The 18,195-nt window shown below is 61.3% G+C and carries 11 protein-coding genes; 3 read left to right on the forward strand and 8 right to left on the reverse strand.

Features of this window, described 5'->3' with window-relative positions; all coding sequences use genetic code 11:
* Positions 1–56: 56 nt before the first annotated feature.
* Entirely contained in the window at positions 57–1,466 is a 1,410-nt protein-coding gene (locus OZ428_RS19080; protein ID WP_178950984.1) for an OprD family outer membrane porin, read from the reverse strand.
* A 289-nt stretch (positions 1,467–1,755) separates the two neighbouring features.
* Between OZ428_RS19080 and hglS the strand changes: the two genes are divergently transcribed.
* Together hglS and OZ428_RS19090 are read left to right on the forward strand one after the other, a co-directional pair.
* Positions 1,756–3,132 (forward strand): 2-oxoadipate dioxygenase/decarboxylase HglS, encoded by a 1,377-nt coding sequence (gene hglS, locus OZ428_RS19085; protein ID WP_269130903.1) that lies wholly within the window; start codon positions 1,756–1,758, stop codon positions 3,130–3,132.
* 323 nt (positions 3,133–3,455) lie between these two features.
* Positions 3,456–4,373 carry an EamA family transporter gene (locus OZ428_RS19090; RefSeq protein WP_269130904.1) on the forward strand — a complete coding sequence of 306 codons (918 nt, stop codon included), beginning with the start codon at positions 3,456–3,458 and terminating at the stop codon, positions 4,371–4,373.
* A 412-nt stretch (positions 4,374–4,785) separates the two neighbouring features.
* Here the strand turns inward: OZ428_RS19090 and OZ428_RS19095 are convergent, their stop codons facing one another.
* A complete protein-coding gene (locus tag OZ428_RS19095) occupies positions 4,786–5,010 on the reverse strand; it encodes a DUF465 domain-containing protein (protein ID WP_038843444.1) in 225 nt (74 codons plus the stop codon).
* Between the two features lie 178 nt (positions 5,011–5,188).
* Here OZ428_RS19095 and tkt point away from each other — a divergent pair, with 178 nt between their 5' ends.
* The gene (gene tkt / locus OZ428_RS19100) at positions 5,189–7,252 is read left to right on the forward strand and encodes a transketolase (RefSeq protein ID WP_269130905.1); all 2,064 of its coding nucleotides are present in this window, start codon (positions 5,189–5,191) and stop codon (positions 7,250–7,252) included.
* An 826-nt stretch (positions 7,253–8,078) separates the two neighbouring features.
* On the opposite strand, the gene uvrA is transcribed toward tkt, so the two are convergent.
* From uvrA to lexA, 6 genes are all read right to left on the reverse strand, one after another.
* Positions 8,079–10,598: an excinuclease ABC subunit UvrA gene (uvrA, locus tag OZ428_RS19105; protein WP_269130906.1), complete on the reverse strand. Its 2,520-nt coding sequence runs from the start codon at positions 10,596–10,598 to the stop codon at positions 8,079–8,081.
* Entirely contained in the window at positions 10,595–12,307 is a 1,713-nt protein-coding gene (locus OZ428_RS19110; RefSeq protein WP_269130907.1) for an ATP-binding protein, read from the reverse strand. The genes uvrA and OZ428_RS19110 overlap by 4 nt, the downstream gene beginning before the upstream one ends.
* 109 nt (positions 12,308–12,416) lie before the next feature.
* A complete protein-coding gene (locus OZ428_RS19115; protein ID WP_269130908.1) occupies positions 12,417–15,509 on the reverse strand; it encodes an error-prone DNA polymerase in 3,093 nt (1,030 codons plus the stop codon).
* A complete protein-coding gene (locus OZ428_RS19120; protein ID WP_269130909.1) occupies positions 15,485–16,897 on the reverse strand; it encodes a Y-family DNA polymerase in 1,413 nt (470 codons plus the stop codon). The genes OZ428_RS19115 and OZ428_RS19120 overlap by 25 nt, the downstream gene beginning before the upstream one ends.
* A 7-nt stretch (positions 16,898–16,904) precedes the next feature.
* Positions 16,905–17,519 (reverse strand): translesion DNA synthesis-associated protein ImuA, encoded by a 615-nt coding sequence (gene imuA, locus OZ428_RS19125; RefSeq protein ID WP_033901882.1) that lies wholly within the window; start codon positions 17,517–17,519, stop codon positions 16,905–16,907.
* On the reverse strand, positions 17,519–18,136 hold the full coding sequence (gene lexA / locus OZ428_RS19130; protein ID WP_033901881.1) for a transcriptional repressor LexA: 618 nt from the start codon (positions 18,134–18,136) through the stop codon (positions 17,519–17,521). The genes imuA and lexA overlap by 1 nt, the downstream gene beginning before the upstream one ends.
* Between the last annotated feature and the right edge of the window lie 59 nt (positions 18,137–18,195).

The following is an 18,195-nucleotide window of genomic DNA, read 5'->3' on the forward strand; positions in this document are numbered from 1 at the left end:
GCCTACCAGATGAAAGGCAGTGTAGAGCCCAATGACGCCCGGGTGCACATGAAGACTTAGAAGATGGCGTAGGTGTAGTTGAAGATCAGGCGTGTCTGGTCCTGGTCGGCGGTGCCGGTGTTCTTGCCGTGATAGGTGCCGGTACGGAAAGTCGTACCGAAGCCTTTCAGAGGACCGGCCTGCACAACGTAGTCCAGGCGGAAGTCGGCTTCGTTTTCTTTCTGGTCAGGGCCACCGGCTACCTTCGACTTGATGTCCCGGCCATCCAGATAAGCCACGGACGCCTTCAGGCCCGGCACGTAGGCCTTGAAGTCATACGAGTACTGACCAAAATTGACCTGCTCGCCCGCGCGGGAGAACTGGCCCACCACAGCATCGGTGAACAGGTAGAAGTCGCTACCGCCCGCGCCTTGTGCATGCGGATCGGCCAGGCTGCCCTGGTTCACCCACACGAAGCCGCCGTCGTCGCCCACACCAATGTGGCCGAGCATCAAGCTGCTGCCGCCCAACTGGTAGGTGAAGGCCGCACTGTAGGTTTTGTTGTCCACTTCGCCGGCGTGCTTGGCGTAGCCGCCGTTGTTGTTGAACTGGTAGCCGCTCTCGCCGTTCTTGCCGTCGCTGCTGCTGTCGAAGTAGCGCAGGTCGGTCTTGAACGACTGGTCATTGCCCAGCGGCAATACGTGGACCAGGCCGAAGTAGTTCTGCTTGTAGAAGTCTTGCAACTGCGCGTAGTAGTACTGCAGCGTCAGGTTTTTCGCGATGACGTTGTCGGAAGAACCAAACGGCTTGTAGTCCACCCCACCGAACTTGAAGCTGTCACTGTCGCGCGTCCCACCGGCCACGCTCAAACCTGTGGAGTTGCTGGAGGCTCGGCCTTCGGCACGGTTCAGCTCACCGCCGGTAAAGGTGACGTTGGGAATGTCGTTGGAGGTCAGGATGCCGCCGTCAAAGGTCTGCGGCGCTACGCGGCTGTCGTTGGACACCAAAATCGGCAGCACCGGCGCCAAGCCTCCACCGACATGCAACTCGGTCTGGGAAACGCGGAACTTCACATTGCCCGCCGCACGACCAAAGGAATCGGCAGGTTCGGTGCCGTTGTTCTTGGTCGGGAAGAAGCTGTTGCCGTTACCCGACAGGCCCGCGCCCGCCGTGTGGCCATCACCGCCGTCCAGGCGCAGCGCGCCGAAGGCCATGACGTCAAACCCCAGGCCGACGGTGCCTTGGGTAAAGCCGGATTTGTAGTCAAAACGCAGCGCCGTTGCAGTTTCGCGCAGGTCGTTGTTGGTCCCCGAGCGGTTATCCGCGCTGTAGTACATGGTCCGCGAGCTGATGGCCGCGTGACTGTCTTCAAGGAAACCGCTGTGACCGTTGCCCGTGCCCAGCGAACCGAGCCCGAAATCATCAGCGAATGCCTGTTGTGCAAGAACGGCGGCGGTGATCGACAACGCCAGTGTAGAAATTTTCATTAACGACAGCCCCTAAACATTTTTTTATGTGTCTGGTGTGCATAACGGCGTTTTCATCCTTGCAAACGTGACGATTCTTTCATGCCGACCGGGGCAGACTCCGTGAAGAATTAGTTAGGAAAATCGCCCTTAAATGAAATTTCTCACCGGCTGTTTTTTGTCATATTCACGTCATCTCATTCATTTGCAGAATGAAGTCCTGAGGATTCTTCGTTTGCAAGCGTGCCTTGCGCTCAACAAAATCCAGGCAAAGGTCGCCTCTATCGTCATCGCCATCAGGAATTTTTCTATGCCCACCACTTCACATGTCAGCCCAGACGAGATCCGCAAGGGCTTTTCCAAGGCCATGTCCGACATGTACCGAGATGAAGTTCCCCTGTATGGCGCGCTGATGGCGCTGGTGGCCGAGACCAATGCCCACGTGCTCGACACCCAGCCGCAGCTGGCGCAGCAGCTGCAACGCACCGGCGAAATCCAGCGCCTGGACATGGAACGCCACGGCGCGATCCGCCTGGGCACGGCAGAAGAACTGGCGACCATCAGCCGCCTGTTCGCAGTGATGGGCATGCAACCGGTGGGCTACTACGACCTGACACCGGCTGGCGTACCCGTGCACTCCACCGCATTTCGCGCCGTGCATGAGCAGGCGCTGCAAACCAGCCCGTTTCGCGTGTTCACCTCATTGCTGCGCCTGGAACTGATCGAGAACCACGACCTGCGCGCCTTTGCCGAAACCGCCCTGGCCAAACGCTCGATCTTCACCCCTGGCGCCCTGGCGCTGATCGAACAAGCGGAAAAAGACGGCGGCCTCAACGTTGCGGACGCCGATGAGTTCATCCGCCAGGCCCTGGAAACCTTCCGCTGGCACCACACCGCCACCGTCACCGGCGCGCAGTACCAGCAACTGAGCGACCAGCATCGCCTGATCGCCGACGTGGTCGCCTTCAAAGGCCCGCACATCAACCACCTGACCCCGCGCACCCTGGACATCGACCAGGTCCAGGCTGCCATGCCCGGCAAAGGCATCATGCCAAAAGCCGTGATCGAAGGCCCCCCTTGCCGCCAGTGCCCGATCCTGCTGCGCCAGACCAGCTTCAAGGCCCTCGACGAACCCATCGCCTTTACCGACGCCCAGGGCAGCCACAGCGCACGCTTCGGCGAAATCGAACAACGCGGCGTGGCGCTCACCCCCAAAGGCCGTGCGCTGTACGACCAGTTGCTAAACGCCGCGCGCGACGAACTGGGCGCCTTCCCCAATGAGGGCAACGCCGCGCGTTATATGCAATTGATGGAACATCACTTCCAGGCCTTCCCGGATAACCACGCGCAGATGCGTGAACAGGGCTTGGCGTACTTCCGCTACTTCACCACCGCACAGGGCCTGGGGGCGCGCGGAACGGCCGAGCAACCGCGTACTCTTGAAGCACTGATCGCAGCGGGCCACATTGATGTGGAGCCGTTGGTGTATGAAGATTTTCTGCCGGTGAGTGCGGCGGGGATTTTCCAGTCGAACCTGGGGGATGCGGCGCAGAGTCACTACGCGGCTAATTCGAACCAGGCCGAATTTGAAAATGCGCTGGGCCGTCGGACGATTGATGAATTGAAACTGTATGGCGAGACGCAGCAGCGCTCGATTGATGACTGTACAAAGGCACTGCTGGCCTGAAATGAAGTACCCACCCGGCTCACCAGCGCAATCCTTGCGCCGCAACAGTCCCCAGAGCCGGGTGCCCCTCAGTTGTAAATCCCTCCTAATATCCCGGAAAGGTCGTTGCCAGAAACAACCTACACGTTTTTAGGAAGCCCATGGTTTGAGATAAATCCTAATCGAGACGAAGCTGAAAGTACGTGATCCCCCGTACAGCGTTAATCGTGTCGAACAGGAGATATCATGACAACAGCCACGAATATTCTGATGTACCCCATGATAAATAAGGAAGAATATTTTGGTCACGCCACACACAAACTCATAAAACAAAATAATAAATCATGAACCCAAGGAAGATAGACCAACAACGCCTGGCAGCAGGTCTATCCGGACTTGCAAACTTGCTCCTCGGTGCATCTTCTCTTTACTGGAAAGCACTTAGCGATTTTTCATACATAACATTACTTATATACAGAGTCACGTTATCCAGCGCCACTCTCGCTTTGCTCCTCCTTGCATTCAGGCGACTTGGCAACTTCAAAAACATTACAACAGGATTAATCCTCACGCACTGCGCAGCCGCAACAATGATTGCTTTCAACTGGGGAGCCTTCATTTGGTCATCCCTCAATGGACATCTATTAGAAAGTGGTCTCGGGTACCTTCTAGCTCCTTTCATCTCCATTGGGATGGGCTGCTTGATTTACCATGAACCCATCACACCGCGAAAAATGCTGTCCACCATCGTTGCGCTAAGCTCGGTCGTATCTCTCGTTCTCCTCAGTGAAAACCTAAATCACTGGACCTACCTGCTGATCGCCACGACATGGGGCTCATATACATATCTAAAAAAAACCACCTCATTAGACGCAGTAAGTGGGTTATTTCTAGAAACGCTTTTTTTGTCCGCGTTTCTGACTCTCGCTATTTGGGCATTCAACCTCACCATCGTTCAACCCAATGAATCCTCTTACCAAAACTTATTAATCTTGCTCGCTGGCGTGGTATCCGTAACGCCATTGCTGATGTTTTCTTTCGCCACTAACAAAATACCACTATCGGCAACTGGGTTTTTACAGTTTATACTACCGCTCACACTGTTCAGTATCGGCATATTTTTCTACGAACAGACAATATCCAAGTTATCCCTGGCACTCCTCATGACAACAGCCGGCATACTAGCGATACTCCTTGCTTACGATTTATCCACCGCCACATCATTAAATGCAAAAAACATTAGAAGCGGAAAACATCTATGAAAGCATCATTATGCGAAATGAGATGAAAGCAATATTCGAGTCAAGTGCATTGCTCTATCGCTTGCGATACCAGAATGGGCATGTTGAAGAGGCTATCCGTTCGATGGGGGCCGTGGCTCAATTTGGTGGCTGGGTTGAGATCTCGGAAATCCTAGGCTTGGCGTTCAAGCGCTAGCACACGGCCGCCAAACCTATGTCAGATCAGCGTGCTCAGGGCACGGATTTAAACCCGACCGATTTGGCTCAACGTCACCCCGATGAAGTACCCACCCGGCTCACCAGCGCAATCCTTGCGCCGCAACAGTCCCCAGAGCCGGGTGGGCGGTGGGCATCATAGGCAGTGAAAGCCGCCCTGTCCTTCAGACAATTCTGAACAAATGTGTCCGCGCCCTGTAGGAGCGCGGACCATCGCCTAACCCAACTTCGCCACAATGTCGTCTTTGATCAACAGCCGTTTCTTCTTCAGCTTCTCCACATCCTCATCGCTGGCGCTTGCCGATTCTGCCTTCAGCACCTCCTTGTCAGCGTCATCGTATTGAGTGAGCAGCGAGTCCAGGCGTTTGTCGCTCGCCCTGCGTTCGTGAACCTCTTCCTTGCTCTTCCCCAAATCCAGATACAGGTCGTGTTTCACTGGCATGGCGTACCTCCGCACGTTGATCAATGGCTTACTACGACCTAGAAGCTAGACCATTGCGAGGGGTCTTGTCATGTCCGGGGTCAATACAGCCCCGTTCGTCGCGGCGCAGGTGTTTGGATCAAACCTTTGCGGCGCCCTGCCCTCCACTCTAGATAGCCATTCGTGGGAGACCGGTTTCATGACTCATGCCACCACCGCTGTCGACACCCAATGCATCAACACGATCCGCACCCTGGCCATGGACGCCGTACAGAAGGCCAATTCCGGCCATCCGGGCACGCCCATGGGCCTGGCGCCGGTGGGTTACACGCTGTGGAGTCGCTTCCTGCGTTATCACCCGGAGCATCCCGACTGGCCCAACCGTGACCGCTTTGTGTTGTCCGTGGGACACGCGTCGATGTTGCTGTATTCGCTGTTGCACTTGGCCGGTGTGGTAGAGATCGATGCCCATGGCAAGCGCACGGGCCAGCCGGCGATCAGCCTGGACGACATCAAGCAATTTCGGCAGGCCGATTCGAAAACGCCGGGCCACCCCGAGTACCGCATGACCACTGGCGTGGAAACCACCACCGGGCCACTCGGCCAGGGCTGCGCCAACAGCGTCGGCATGGCGATGGCCGAGCGCTGGTTGGGTGAGCGTTTCAACCGTGAGGGCCAGGTGTTGTTCGATTACAACGTCTACACCCTGTGCGGTGACGGCGACATGATGGAAGGCATCAGCAGCGAAGCGGCGTCGATGGCCGGCCACCTGAAGCTGGCGAACCTGTGCTGGATCTACGACAACAACACCATCAGTATCGAAGGCCACACCGAGTTGGCGTTCAGCGAAGACGTGATCAAGCGCTTCCAGGCCTATGGCTGGCACACGCTGCACGTGACCGACGCCAATGACTTGCAGGCATTGAGCGGGGCGCTTGAGACCTTCAAAAGCAATACCGGCGCACCGACCCTGATCGTGGTCGACAGCGTGATCGGCTACGGCTCCCCCCACAAGCACAACACCGCCGCCGCCCATGGCGAACCGTTGGGCGATGAAGAAATCCGCCTGACCAAGGCCGCTTATGGCTGGCCGCAGGATTCAAGTTTTCTGGTGCCGGACGACGCGCGCACCGTCTTGCGTGATGCCCTGTTGGAACGCAGCCAGGCGTTGTACGAAACATGGAGTCAGCACCTGTCGCAGTTGGAGCAGTACGAGCCGGAACTGGCTGACGAGTTGCGCCGCATGCGTGCAGGAGAAATGCCCGAGCATTGGCAAGACGATTTACCTCACTTCGACAGCGATCCCAAGGGTATCGCCAGCCGCGCAGCCGGTGGCGAAGTGCTGAATGCGTTTGCCCAACAAGTCCCGTGGCTGCTGGGCGGCTCAGCGGACTTGTCACCGTCGACCAAGACCAACCTCACCTTCGACGGCGCCGGACGTTTCAGTGCCGACGACTACAGCGGGCGTAACCTGCACTTCGGCATCCGAGAACACGCCATGGGCGCGATTGCCAATGGCATGGCGCTGTCCTACCTGCGGCCCTACACCTCGACCTTCCTGGTGTTCAGCGACTATATGAAACCGCCGATCCGCCTGGCGGCGATCATGGAATTGCCGGTGGTGTTTGTGTTTACCCATGACTCGATTGGCGTGGGTGAAGACGGGCCGACGCACCAGCCGATCGAACACCTCACGCAACTGCGCGCCACACCGGGGTTGCTGACGCTGCGCCCCGGCGATGCCAATGAAACCCTGGAACTGTGGAAGGTTGCCTTGGCGCAAACCCATCGGCCAAGTTGTGTGGTGTTGTCGCGCCAGCCGTTGCCGACATTGGATCGTACAAAGTATGCGGCGGCTTCCGGGGCCGCCAAGGGGGCTTATGTGCTGGCGAGTGCGGACGAGCCGAAGGTGATTCTGCTGGCGACCGGCAGCGAGGTCAGCCTGGCGGTGGCGGCGTATGAGCAGTTGGAAAACGAAGGGATAGCTGCTCGGGTGGTCTCGATGCCGAGTTGGGAGTTGTTTGAAGACCAGGACCAGGCGTATCGCGACAGCGTGTTGCCGCCAGCGGTGAAGGCGCGGGTCGTGGTGGAACAGGCTGGGCCATTGGGTTGGGACCGGTATGTGGGGCAGACCGGGGCCAAGGTGGTGATGAACAGCTTTGGTGCGTCGGCACCGTTGGCCAAGTTGCAGGAGAAGTTTGGGTTTACTGTTGAGAATGTGGTGAAGCAGGCTGTATCGCAGGTTCAATTGATTCAGGGTTGAGCTAAAAGTGGGATTGCGGGCGAATGCGGGGGGATTTTTTTGATCGGGTACATATCCGATTCTTCGGTAACGGCTACTTATGGTTCCGCTCTTACAGCGGGTCACTTTTGGAAGAGCGCCAAAAGTAACCAAAAACGCTTCGCCCCAACACTCGGCACCTCGCCTAGGCTCGGTGTGCCCGTAATCCGACAGTGATTTGGGGGGCCGCCGCCACGCGCCATCCATGGCGCGGGGCGGCTAAACCGGCATCCCTGCCGGTTTACCCCCCAAATCCCTGCCAGATTCCGGCCAGCGTGTTTGACGGGGCGCCTAAGATCAAAATCAAAAGCAGAGCCAGAGCAGATTGATGTCTACCTGAGATCTAAATTGTGTGGGCTTGCCCGCGAAAGCGGTGGATCAGTTAGATATGTAATCGCTGACACGCCCCCTTCGCGAGCAAGCCCGCTCCCACATTTAAAACTGAGACCGGCTTCCAGAAACCGGTCGGCTACCAGGCCGCCGCGCTTTTGCTTTTGATTTTGATCTTAGGCGCCCCGTTAAACACGCTGGCCGAACGCAGGCTTGAATCCGTGGGTAACCCGGCAGGACGCCGGGTTAGCCGCGCTGGGCCAAGGATGGCCCATCGCGGCGGCCCACGGATTCAAGCCGGAGTGAGGGCACACCGAGCCTAGGCGAGGTGCCGAGTGTTGGGGCAAGAGCGCTTTGGTTACTTTCGCGCTTTTCGAAAGTGACCCGCCGTAAGGGCGGAACCAATATCAGCCATCACCGCAGCAACGGATATGTACACCAACACAAATACCCACCCATATTTGATCGAAACTGCCAGTTAAACCAGCTCTCGAGCCAGAAACGGCGCAGTCCGGCTCACCTTGCTTTTCGCAACCTTCTGCGGCGTACCACTGACAACCACCTTCCCCCCCAAATCCCCCGCCCCCGGCCCGATATCAATCACCCAATCACTCTGCGCCACCACGCGCATCTCATGCTCCACCACAACCACCGTATGCCCCGCGTCCACCAGATGATTCAACTGGCTGAGCAAGCGGTCCACATCCCGTGGATGCAACCCGGTAGTCGGCTCATCCAGCACATACAGGGTCGCGCCCCGCGCATTGCGTTGCAGCTCGGTCGCCAGCTTGATGCGCTGCGCTTCACCGCCCGACAGCTCGGTCGCCGGTTGGCCCAGGCGCAGATAACCCAGGCCGATGTCCCGCAGCACCTGCAACGAGCGCAGTACGCTCGGTTGCTCGGCAAACACGTCCACCGCCTGCTCCACCGTCAGCCCCAATACTTGGGCGATGGTCAAGCCTTGCCATTTCACCGCCAGGGTCTCGGGGTTGTAGCGCGCCCCATGACAGGTCGGGCACGGTGCGTACACGCTGGGCATGAACAGCAACTCGACACTGACAAAACCTTCCCCTTCGCAGTTCGGGCAGCGGCCCTTGGCGACGTTGAACGAGAATTGCCCGGCATCGTAATGCCGCTTCTTCGCTGCCGGGGTGGCCGCGAACAGCTTGCGCACGTTGTCGAACAGGCCGGTGTAGGTCGCCAGGTTGGAGCGCGGGGTGCGGCCGATGGGTTTCTGGTCCACCTGCACCAGGCGACGGACATGCTCCAGCCCGGCGCTGATGTGCCCGCCGCTGGTTTGCGGCGCGTCGTCTTCCAGGCTCGGTTCTTCGTCGTTTTCCACCACGCGACCAAGACCGGCGCCCACCAGCTCCAGCAGCGCCTGGCTGACCAGGCTGGACTTGCCCGACCCGGAAATCCCGGTGACCGCCGTGAAGCAGCCCAACGGGAAATCGACGTTCAGGTCCTTGAGATTATTGCGCGTCACCCCTTGCAGTTTCAGCCAGCCGGTCGGCTCGCGGCGCACCGGGTTAGAAACGCGTTTTTCTGCAAACAAATACTCACGGGTCTGCGACGCCTGCACCTGTACCAACCCTGCCGGCGGGCCGCTGTACAACACCTGCCCGCCATGCTCGCCGGCGGCCGGACCCACATCGATCAGCCAATCGGCGCGGCGCATGGTTTCCAGGTCGTGTTCCACCACAAACAACGAATTGCCTGCGGCTTTCAGTCGGTCCAGAGCGGTGAACAACGCCTCGCCATCCGCCGGATGCAGGCCCGCCGAGGGTTCATCCAATACATAGATCACGCCGAACAACTGCGAACCCAACTGGGTCGCCAAACGCAACCGTTGCAACTCCCCTGATGACAGGGTTGGTGTGCTGCGCTCCAAAGACAAATAACCCAGGCCCAACTCGGTCAACGTGCTGACCCGCTCCAGCAAATCCTGGGCAATCCGCTGGGCAGCCAGGCGTTTTTCCACCGACAGTTTCATCTTGTCTTGCCCCGCCGCCACTGGCCGCAGCAACTCGGCCAATTGCGCCAACGACAACTGCGACAACTCACCGATGTCCACCCCGGCAAACTTCACCGACAGCGCGGCCTTGGTCAGGCGTTTGCCCTCGCACAACGGGCAGGCGCTGCCCTGCATGAACTGCGACACGCGCTTCTTCATCAGCGCGCTCTGGGTGTGGGCGAAGGTGTGCAGGATGTAGCGCCGGGCGCCCATGAAGGTGCCTTGGTAGCTCGGCTCCAGTTTGCGCTTGAGCGCGTCGCGGGTCTGTTCCGGCGTGAAGCCGGCGTAGACCGGTGCGGTGGGGGTTTCTTCGGTGAACAGGATCCAGTCGCGCTGCTTTTTCGGCAGGTCGCGCCAGGGGATATCCACGTCGTAGCCCAACGTCACCAGGATGTCGCGCTGGTTCTGACCTTGCCACGCCAATGGCCAGGACGCCACCGCACGCTGGCGGATGGTCAGCGAAGGGTCCGGCACCATCAGCGCTTCGGTCACCTCGTACACACGGCCCAGGCCATGGCATTGCGGGCACGCGCCCTGGGGCAGGTTGGGCGAGAAGTCTTCGGCGTACAGCATCGGTTGCCCCGGCGGATAGCTGCCGGCGCGGGAGTACAGCATGCGGATCAGGCTCGACAGCGTGGTTACGCTGCCCACCGACGAGCGCGCACTCGGCGTACCGCGCTGCTGTTGCAGGGCCACGGCGGGCGGCAGGCCTTCGATGCTGTCCACGTCCGGCACGCCGACCTGGTCGATCAGCCGCCGCGCATACGGCGCCACCGACTCGAAATAACGCCGTTGCGCTTCGGCATACACCGTGGAAAACGCCAGGGACGATTTGCCGGAACCCGACACCCCGGTAAACACCACCAGGGCATCCCGGGGAATGTCCACATCGACGTTACGCAGGTTATGTTCGCGGGCGCCGCGTACGCGGACGAAACCGCTTGGCGGGGCAGTGATCGCAGGAATGTTGCGCTGTGAAGTCATGGACAACCTTGTCGGGCGGTGAGCACGCTGCGCACCCGTTGCGTCAGGGCTTCGGGGCTGTAGGGTTTGCTCAGCAGATGAATGTCGGCGCTCAGCAGGTGATTGCTGGAGAGAATGTCGCGGGTATGGCCGGAGGTGAACAACACCGCCACCGGCGGGTCCTGCACACGGGCCCAGTCGGCCAGGTCGGTGCTTTTGACGCGGCCGGGCATGACCACATCGGTAAAGATCAGCTCCGGCTGCAAACCGGCTTGCAGCTTTAGCATGGCCTGGTCACCGTCATCGGCCGTGAGCACGGTGTAGCCGGATTGTTCGAGCAACTCGACGACGGTCAGGCGCACGCCTTCGTTGTCCTCGACCACCAGGATGGTTTCCTGGCCGCCACTCTGCGGGATCTGGTCGATATGCACATCGAGGCTTTCCGGCTCCAGGCTGTGGGGGAAATACATCTGCACCACCGAGCCTTTGCCCTGCTCACTCCACATCTCCACATGCCCGCCGCTCTGGCGCACAAAGCCAAACACCATGCTCAGGCCCAGACCGGTGCCATGGCCTTCGCGCTTGGTGGTGAAGAAGGGTTCGAACGCGCGTTTCAGCGTGGACTCGGACATGCCCACACCGGTGTCGATGACCGCCAGGCGCACATATTCGCCGGGCTTGATGCTTTTGCCCGCGCAGTCGTCGGGGTTAAGGATGATGTTCTCGCCAGTGATACGGATCACGCCCTCGCCCTGCATGGCGTCCCGGGCGTTGATCGCCAGGTTGAGCAGCGCATTTTCCAGCTGGTTGCGGTCGACGTTGATAAACCAGGAGTCCTGGGGCAATTGCACATCAATGTGGATGGTTTCCCCCAGCGCCCGTTGCAGCAGTTCGCCAAGCCCCGCGTAGATGCGTTGCGGGTTGTACACCGCCGGCGACAACGGTTGGCGACGCGCAAACGCAAGCAATTGCGACGACAGCTTGGCCCCGCGTTCCACCGCGGCAATGGCCGCGGCGACACGGCGCTGCACCTGGGCGTTGTCCGGTTCGTGGCGGGCCAGCAAATGCAGGTTGCCGGCGATCACTTGCAGCAGGTTATTGAAGTCGTGGGCCACGCCGCCGGTCAGGCCGCCGATGGCTTCGAGTTTCTGCGACTGGCGCAGTTGGTCCTCGGCAGCGGAGCGCGCCTGCACTTCAGCGGCGACCCGTTGCTCCAGGTTATGCGTGAGTTCCTGGCGCACCTGTTCGGACTTCACCAGTTCGGTGGTCTCCACCACAATCGCCAATACCCCGGCGGGTTGTTGGTTGTCGCCGGCGACCGGGCTGTAATACAGGTCCAGCCACACGGTTTCCGGCTGGCCATTGCGCAGCAGCACCAGGTCCTTGTTGTTGAACGACAGGGTGCCACCGGCCAGGCAAGTGTCCATCACATGACGATTGAACTCAGCCACTTCAGGCCAACCCAGTTCTACCGGCGTGCCCAGCAGGTACGGGTGACGGCCACCGGCAAAGGCCGAGTAGCTGTCGTTGTAGATCATGTACCCCCATTGGCCCCACAGCATCACCATCGGCACGGGTGACGCCAGCATCATCTGCACGGTGCAGGTCAGGCTGGTGGACCATTGGTCGATAGGGCCCAGGTCGGTGGTTGCCCAATTGAACGCGCGGATCCGCTGGGCCATTTCACCGGCCCAACCTTCACAGCCGTGGGGATTGGATAAAAATTGCATCATTGAACTCTGCGCAAAGAAAAGACAGCCGCAAAATTTGGAGCGCACCAGGGCCGGATGGTTTCATCCTGTATAACTTAGGGGGTAATGGCCGCAGAAGCCACTGGCCCTAATGAAAATCCCGGCTGCGCACATGGATGCCTTCCAGTAACGGCGTCAGGTCGGTGAGACGCCCGGCGATCAGGTGCCGCACTTCGCCCACCGCTTCCCAGCGGCCGTCCACTTTCAACAACCGCGAGCCGACCAATGCCTGGCGTTGACGCTCAGCCAGGTCACGCCAGACCACCACATTGAGGTTGCCGAATTCATCTTCCAGGGTGACAAAGGTCACCCCGCTCGCCGTGCCCGGACGCTGACGACCGGTGACCAGCCCCGCGACGCTGACATTGCGCCCATGCTCCACCGCCATCAGCTCCTGGGAACTACGGCAGCGCCGCTTGCGCAGTTCCGCCCGCAACAACGCCAATGGATGCGGGCCCAGGGTGGTGCCGACCGTGGCGTAGTCGGCGTGCAGGTCCTCGCCCACGGTAGGCGTCGGTAACTCCACCACGGCTTCGTCCGGGCTTGGCAGGCCGGCAAACAGCCCGAGTTGCTTGTGCACGCCGGCCACTTCCCAACGCGCGTTGTGCCGGTTGCCGGCCAGGGCGCGCAAGGCGCCGGCATCCGCCAGCAGTGCCTGGGCGCGTGCATCCAGCCCGGCACGCGCGTCCAGGTCGGCAATATCGCTGAACGCCTGATATTGGCGCGCCGCTTCGATGCGCCGCGCATCCTCCTCACGAAACCCTGCGATCATGCGCAAGCCCATGCGAATCGCCGGCTGTGCGCCGTCGATCGGCTCCAGGCTGCAATCCCAGTCGCTGTCCTGCACGTCCACCGGGCGGATCTGCAAGCGATGACGCCGCGCGTCCTGCAGGATCTGGTCCGGGCTGTAGAAACCCATGGGCCAGCTGTTGAGCAACGCACAGGCAAACGCCGCCGGCTCATGGCACTTGAGCCAGCAACTGGCGTAGGTCAACAAGGCGAAACTGGCCGCGTGGGACTCGGGGAAGCCATAGCTGCCAAAGCCCTTGATCTGCTCGAAGATCTGCGCGGCAAAGGCCTCGGTGTAACCGTTTTTCAGCATACCGGTGCGCAGGCGTGCCTGGTGCGGCTCCAGGCCACCGTGGCGTTTCCAGGCGGCCATGGAACGGCGCAACTGGTCGGCCTCACCGGGGCTGTAGTCGGCGGCGACCATGGCGATCTGCATCACCTGTTCCTGGAACAGCGGAATGCCCAGGGTACGTTTCAACACCACTTCCAGTTCCGGCGAAGGGTAAGTGGTTGCCTCCTCCTTGTTCCGCCGCCGCAAATACGGGTGCACCATGCCGCCCTGGATCGGCCCCGGCCTTACGATGGCGACCTCGATCACCAGGTCATAGAACGTCTGCGGCTTGAGCCTGGGCAGCATCGACATCTGCGCCCGCGACTCGATCTGGAACACGCCGATGGTGTCGGCCTTGCTGATCATCGCGTAAGTGGCCGGATCTTCCTTGGGCACCGACGCCAGGCTCATGTCACGGTTGCGATGGCGGCGCAGCAGATCGAAACAGCGGCGGATCGCACTGAGCATGCCCAGGGCGAGGATATCCACTTTGAGCAGGCCGACGGCGTCTAGGTCGTCCTTGTCCCACTGGATGATGGTGCGCTCGGCCATGGCGGCATTTTCCACCGGCACCAGGGTGTCCAGTGGGTATTCGGAAATCACGAAGCCGCCAGGGTGCTGGGACAGGTGCCGGGGGAAGCCGATCAACTGCTGGGTCAGCGTGAGCACGCGGCGCAGGATCGGGCTGTCGGGGTCGAAGCCGCCTTCACGCAGGCGCTCCAGCGGAGGCGCTTCGTCACTCCAGCGCCCGCAGCAGTCGGCCAGGGCGTTGATCTGGTCGGGCGGCAACCCCAAGGCTTTGGCCACATCGCGCACCGCGCCGGACGCGTGGTAACTGCTGACCACCGCCGTCAGCGCCGCGCGCGTGCGGCCGTAACGCTGGAACACGTATTGCAGCACTTCTTCGCGGCGTTCGTGTTCGAAGTCCACGTCGATATCCGGCGGCTCATTGCGCTCCCTGGAGAGAAAACGCTCGAACAACATACTGGTCAGGCTCGGGTCGATCTCGGTGATGCCCAAGGCAAAACACACCGCCGAGTTGGCCGCCGAGCCGCGTCCCTGGCACAGGATCGACCGGCTGCGGGCAAACTGCACAATGTCGTGAACCGTGAGGAAATAGCTTTCGTAACCCAACTCGCTGATCAACTCCAGCTCGCTGTCGATCTGCTGCAAGGTCTTGGCGTCGACACCCTGCGGCCAACGTTTGGCGATGCCCTCTTCGGTCACGGCGCGCAGCCAGGATTTGGCATTGTGGCCGGCAGGCACCAGTTCGCGCGGATAGTGATAGCGCAATTGGCTGAGGTCAAAGGTGCAGCGGCGGGCGATGACCTGGGTTTCGTCGAGCAACGACGCGGGATACAGCGCGCCTAACGCTTCCAGGCTGCGCAGGTGCCGCTCGCCATTGGGGTGCAGCCGAGTACCGGCTTCGGCCACCGGGACGTGATGGCGAATGGCGGTCATGGTGTCTTGCAGCGCGCGGCGACCGCGCGCATGCATGTGCACATCGCCGCACGCCACTGCCGGGATGTGCAGGCTGGCAGCCAATTGCAGGCGTTGTTCCAGATAGCGAGCATCGTCCTGGCCGCAATGCAGGTGCACCGCCAGCCACAGGCGTTCGGCGAAGGTTCGGCACAGCCATTGGACGTCGGACTGGGTGTCGCTGTCTTCGGCCACCCACAGCGCCAGCAGGCCGGGCAGCGGTTGCTCGAAGTCCTCGCGCAGCAGACGATAGCGGCCTTTTTCGGCACGCCGCCGGGCCAGGGTGATCAAGCGGCACAGGTGCTGGTAGCCGCTGAGGTTTTCCACCAGCAGCACCAGTTTCGGACCGTTGTCGATGCGCACCTCGCTGCCGATGATCAACGGCAACTCCACCGCCTTCGCCGCCTGCCAGGCACGCACGATGCCGGACAAGGTGCATTCGTCGGTGATCGCCAGGGCGCTGTAGCCTTGGCGCTTGGCGCGCTCGAACAGTTCCAGCGCACTGGAAGCGCCGCGCTGGAAGCTGAAGTTGGACAGGCAGTGCAGCTCGGCGTAGCTCATGCAAACCAGCCCTGCAGCCACAGGCCTTCGCCCTGCCCCACGGTGCGAAAGGCCCAGCCTTGCTGACCGGCGCGGGTCTGGATCAGGTAGTAGTCGCGACGGATATCAGCGCCGTCCCACCAGCCGGACTCGATGCGTTCCGGGCCCATGAGGATCTGCACGCCCTGCTCGCCCAACAAGGTCGGTTCGCTCAGTAGCCAACCGGGGCGCTGCACTGTGTTCAAGGTTGGGCACGGATTTTTATCCGCCGTCGCTTGCCAGGCGCATTCGGGGCGGTGGTCGGCGTGAAAGCGCAAGCCCTGCACCGCCTCATCGCCCAAGCGGGCACGCAGGCGTTCGCGCAATTGCTCCCACGGCAGGGTTTGCTGCGGGCGGTCGTCGAACAGGTCTTGACGCTGGGGCACAAACACCGGCAGGTCCTGGGCCACCAGGCGAAAGCCACGTACCGGTGAGGTGACCTGGACTTGCTCCAGGCGGCCGCGGGCCAATTCAAACAGCATCGCCGGTTCACGCTCGGCACTGAGCAGGCCGACCTTGATCACGCTGTCGGGCGCCTGAGCGTGTTCCAAATGCAGGTCGAAACGCTGCACGCCACTGTCGCGGCCACACAGAAACGCAGACAGATCGCCCGTCAAACGCCTTAACGGAAACAGCAGCGCCTGATGGGATTGCACGTCAAAATTCAGCTCGATACGCACATCGAACCGGTCTGGCGGCTGATAGAACGCCAAGCCCAGCGGCCGCTGCCCGGCCAGTGCGTCCAGGTGCTTGAGCAGGCTGGCCTCAAAGCGGCGTGCCAGGGTGTGCCGAGGCAGCGCCTGCACCTGGGCCAATGTGCGCAGGCCCATGCGCGACAAAGCCGTGGCGGCCTGTGGGTCGAGGCCGGCGCGGTCGATGGGCAACGGCGCCAGAGCCTGCATCAAGCCGTCATCCTGCACCGCCAGGCCATCCTTGATATTCGCCAGCACCCGCGCCGCTACCGGGTTAGGCGCAGCGACGATACGGTGACGAAAACCCAGTTCGGTCAATTCCTTGCGCAAGCGCGCCTCGAGGCGTGGCCATGGCCCGAACAGCCCCAGGCTCGACTCGATCTCGAACAACAAGGCACGCGGATAATACAGGCTGACCTGGGAGCTGAACTGATAGGCCCAGGCCGCGAGGAACTGCTGGTAGCGTTCGATCTCGGCGGGATCGTATTCGGCACTGGCAAAGTTCTTGGCCAGCGCATGCGCCGCCGTCAGGGATTGGCCGGGGCGCAGGCCCAGGGCGCGAGCGGCATCGTTGACGGTTTGCAGCACACGGCGTTGCGGCGTGCCGGCCAGCAAGACCAGGGGTTGGTCTGGCTCGGGGTGCACACGCTGCACCCCGTCCAGCGCCAATTGCGGGAAGACAATACACACCCAGCGCATGGCAACCTCAATGCCCCGCCAGCGCAATCGGTGCCGGATGGGCCAGGCCGCCCCGGCACTTGAGCACGCGCACCTGCGCGGGTTTGGCTTCCACGGCCAGGCGCAAGGCGGCAGGCGATGAGTTGATCGCCTCACTCAAGGCACGCCAGGCAAACGCCAGGGTCTGTCCGGTTTCCGCCGCCACTTGCAGGCGCCGCAGCGCCCGATCATCGGCCTTGCGTGGCCAGCACAACACCGCGCCGCAACTGCCGGAACGCAGGCATTGTTCCACCGCCCACAAGGCGTCGCGCTCCTCGGCCTGGATCACCGACAGCAAGCGCAGGTCCACCCCGGCGTTCTGCCAGGCATGGGGGTACGGCGTGTAGGGCGGCGCGACCAACACAATGCGCTCCCCCATTTTTGATAAGCGTGCCAGGGTCGGCAGCACCAGTTGCAGTTCGCCCACCCCCTCCTTGGCCATGAGGATTTCACTCAAGGCCGCCTCCGGCCAGCCGCCCGTAGGCAACACCGCATCCAGCGCCGCCAACCCGGTGGGGTGCACACTGGCCGGCGGCGCGGCAGGCCGGCCTTTCCAGACACGCCCGCCATTGAACAGCGTGTCCAGCGCAACCACGGCGCCCATCAGCCTTGCCTCACCAAACCGCAGAACACCCCTTCGATCGCCAGGTCCTGATCGGGCCCGACCACAATGGGTTGGTACGCGGGGTTGCGCGGCAGCAAGCGCACGCTGTCGCCCTGGCGTTCGAAACGCTTGATGGTCACTTCACCGTCCAGGCGCGCCACCACAATCTGCCCGTTCAAGGCCTCGGCGCTGCGGCGCACGCCCACCAGGTCACCGTCGAGAATGCCGTCCTCGATCATCGAGTCGCCCTGCACCCGCAACAGGTAATCCGGGGTTTTCGCGAAGGTCGACGGGTCCAGTTGCAAGCGGTTGTGTACCTCCGCATCGGCGCCGATGGGCAAACCAGCCGCCACACGGCCGAGTACCGGCACATCCAGCCACTCTGGACGCTTCGGTTGGTTGAGCAGGCGAATGCCGCGTGCCTGGTTCGGGTTGACCTCGATAAACCCGGCTTCCGTCAACGCCAGCACGTGCTTGCGCGCCACGCTGCGCGAGGCAAAGCCGAACGCCTCGGCAATCTCGGCGAGGCTGGGAGGCTGGCCTTGCTGCGCGATGCGGTCGCGGATAAAGGTCAGGATGGCGGTACGGCGGGGGGTTAGAGTCGTCATGGAGTACATTTGTACTCCTGTGGGAAATTTCTGACAATAGCCGCTAGTCGTGTAGGGGACGACAAGGT

Origin of the sequence: Pseudomonas sp. GXZC, from assembly GCF_026967615.1 — a bacterium.
GTDB lineage: Bacteria > Pseudomonadota > Gammaproteobacteria > Pseudomonadales > Pseudomonadaceae > Aquipseudomonas > Aquipseudomonas azotoformans_A.

Bases quoted from the DNA above. Each gene is read 5' to 3' on its own strand.
- OZ428_RS19120 (WP_269130909.1), bottom strand. From the start codon at position 16,897: ATGCGCTGGGTGTGTATTGTCTTCCCGCAATTGGCGCTGGACGGGGTG.
- lexA (WP_033901881.1), bottom strand. From the start codon at position 18,136: ATGTACTCCATGACGACTCTAACCCCCCGCCGTACCGCCATCCTGACC.
- uvrA (WP_269130906.1), bottom strand. From the start codon at position 10,598: ATGACTTCACAGCGCAACATTCCTGCGATCACTGCCCCGCCAAGCGGT.
- OZ428_RS19090 (WP_269130904.1), top strand. From the start codon at position 3,456: ATGAACCCAAGGAAGATAGACCAACAACGCCTGGCAGCAGGTCTATCC.
- OZ428_RS19110 (WP_269130907.1), bottom strand. From the start codon at position 12,307: ATGCAATTTTTATCCAATCCCCACGGCTGTGAAGGTTGGGCCGGTGAA.
- OZ428_RS19095 (WP_038843444.1), bottom strand. From the start codon at position 5,010: ATGCCAGTGAAACACGACCTGTATCTGGATTTGGGGAAGAGCAAGGAA.
- imuA (WP_033901882.1), bottom strand. From the start codon at position 17,519: ATGGGCGCCGTGGTTGCGCTGGACACGCTGTTCAATGGCGGGCGTGTC.
- tkt (WP_269130905.1), top strand. From the start codon at position 5,189: ATGACTCATGCCACCACCGCTGTCGACACCCAATGCATCAACACGATC.
- hglS (WP_269130903.1), top strand. From the start codon at position 1,756: ATGCCCACCACTTCACATGTCAGCCCAGACGAGATCCGCAAGGGCTTT.
- OZ428_RS19080 (WP_178950984.1), bottom strand. From the start codon at position 1,466: ATGAAAATTTCTACACTGGCGTTGTCGATCACCGCCGCCGTTCTTGCA.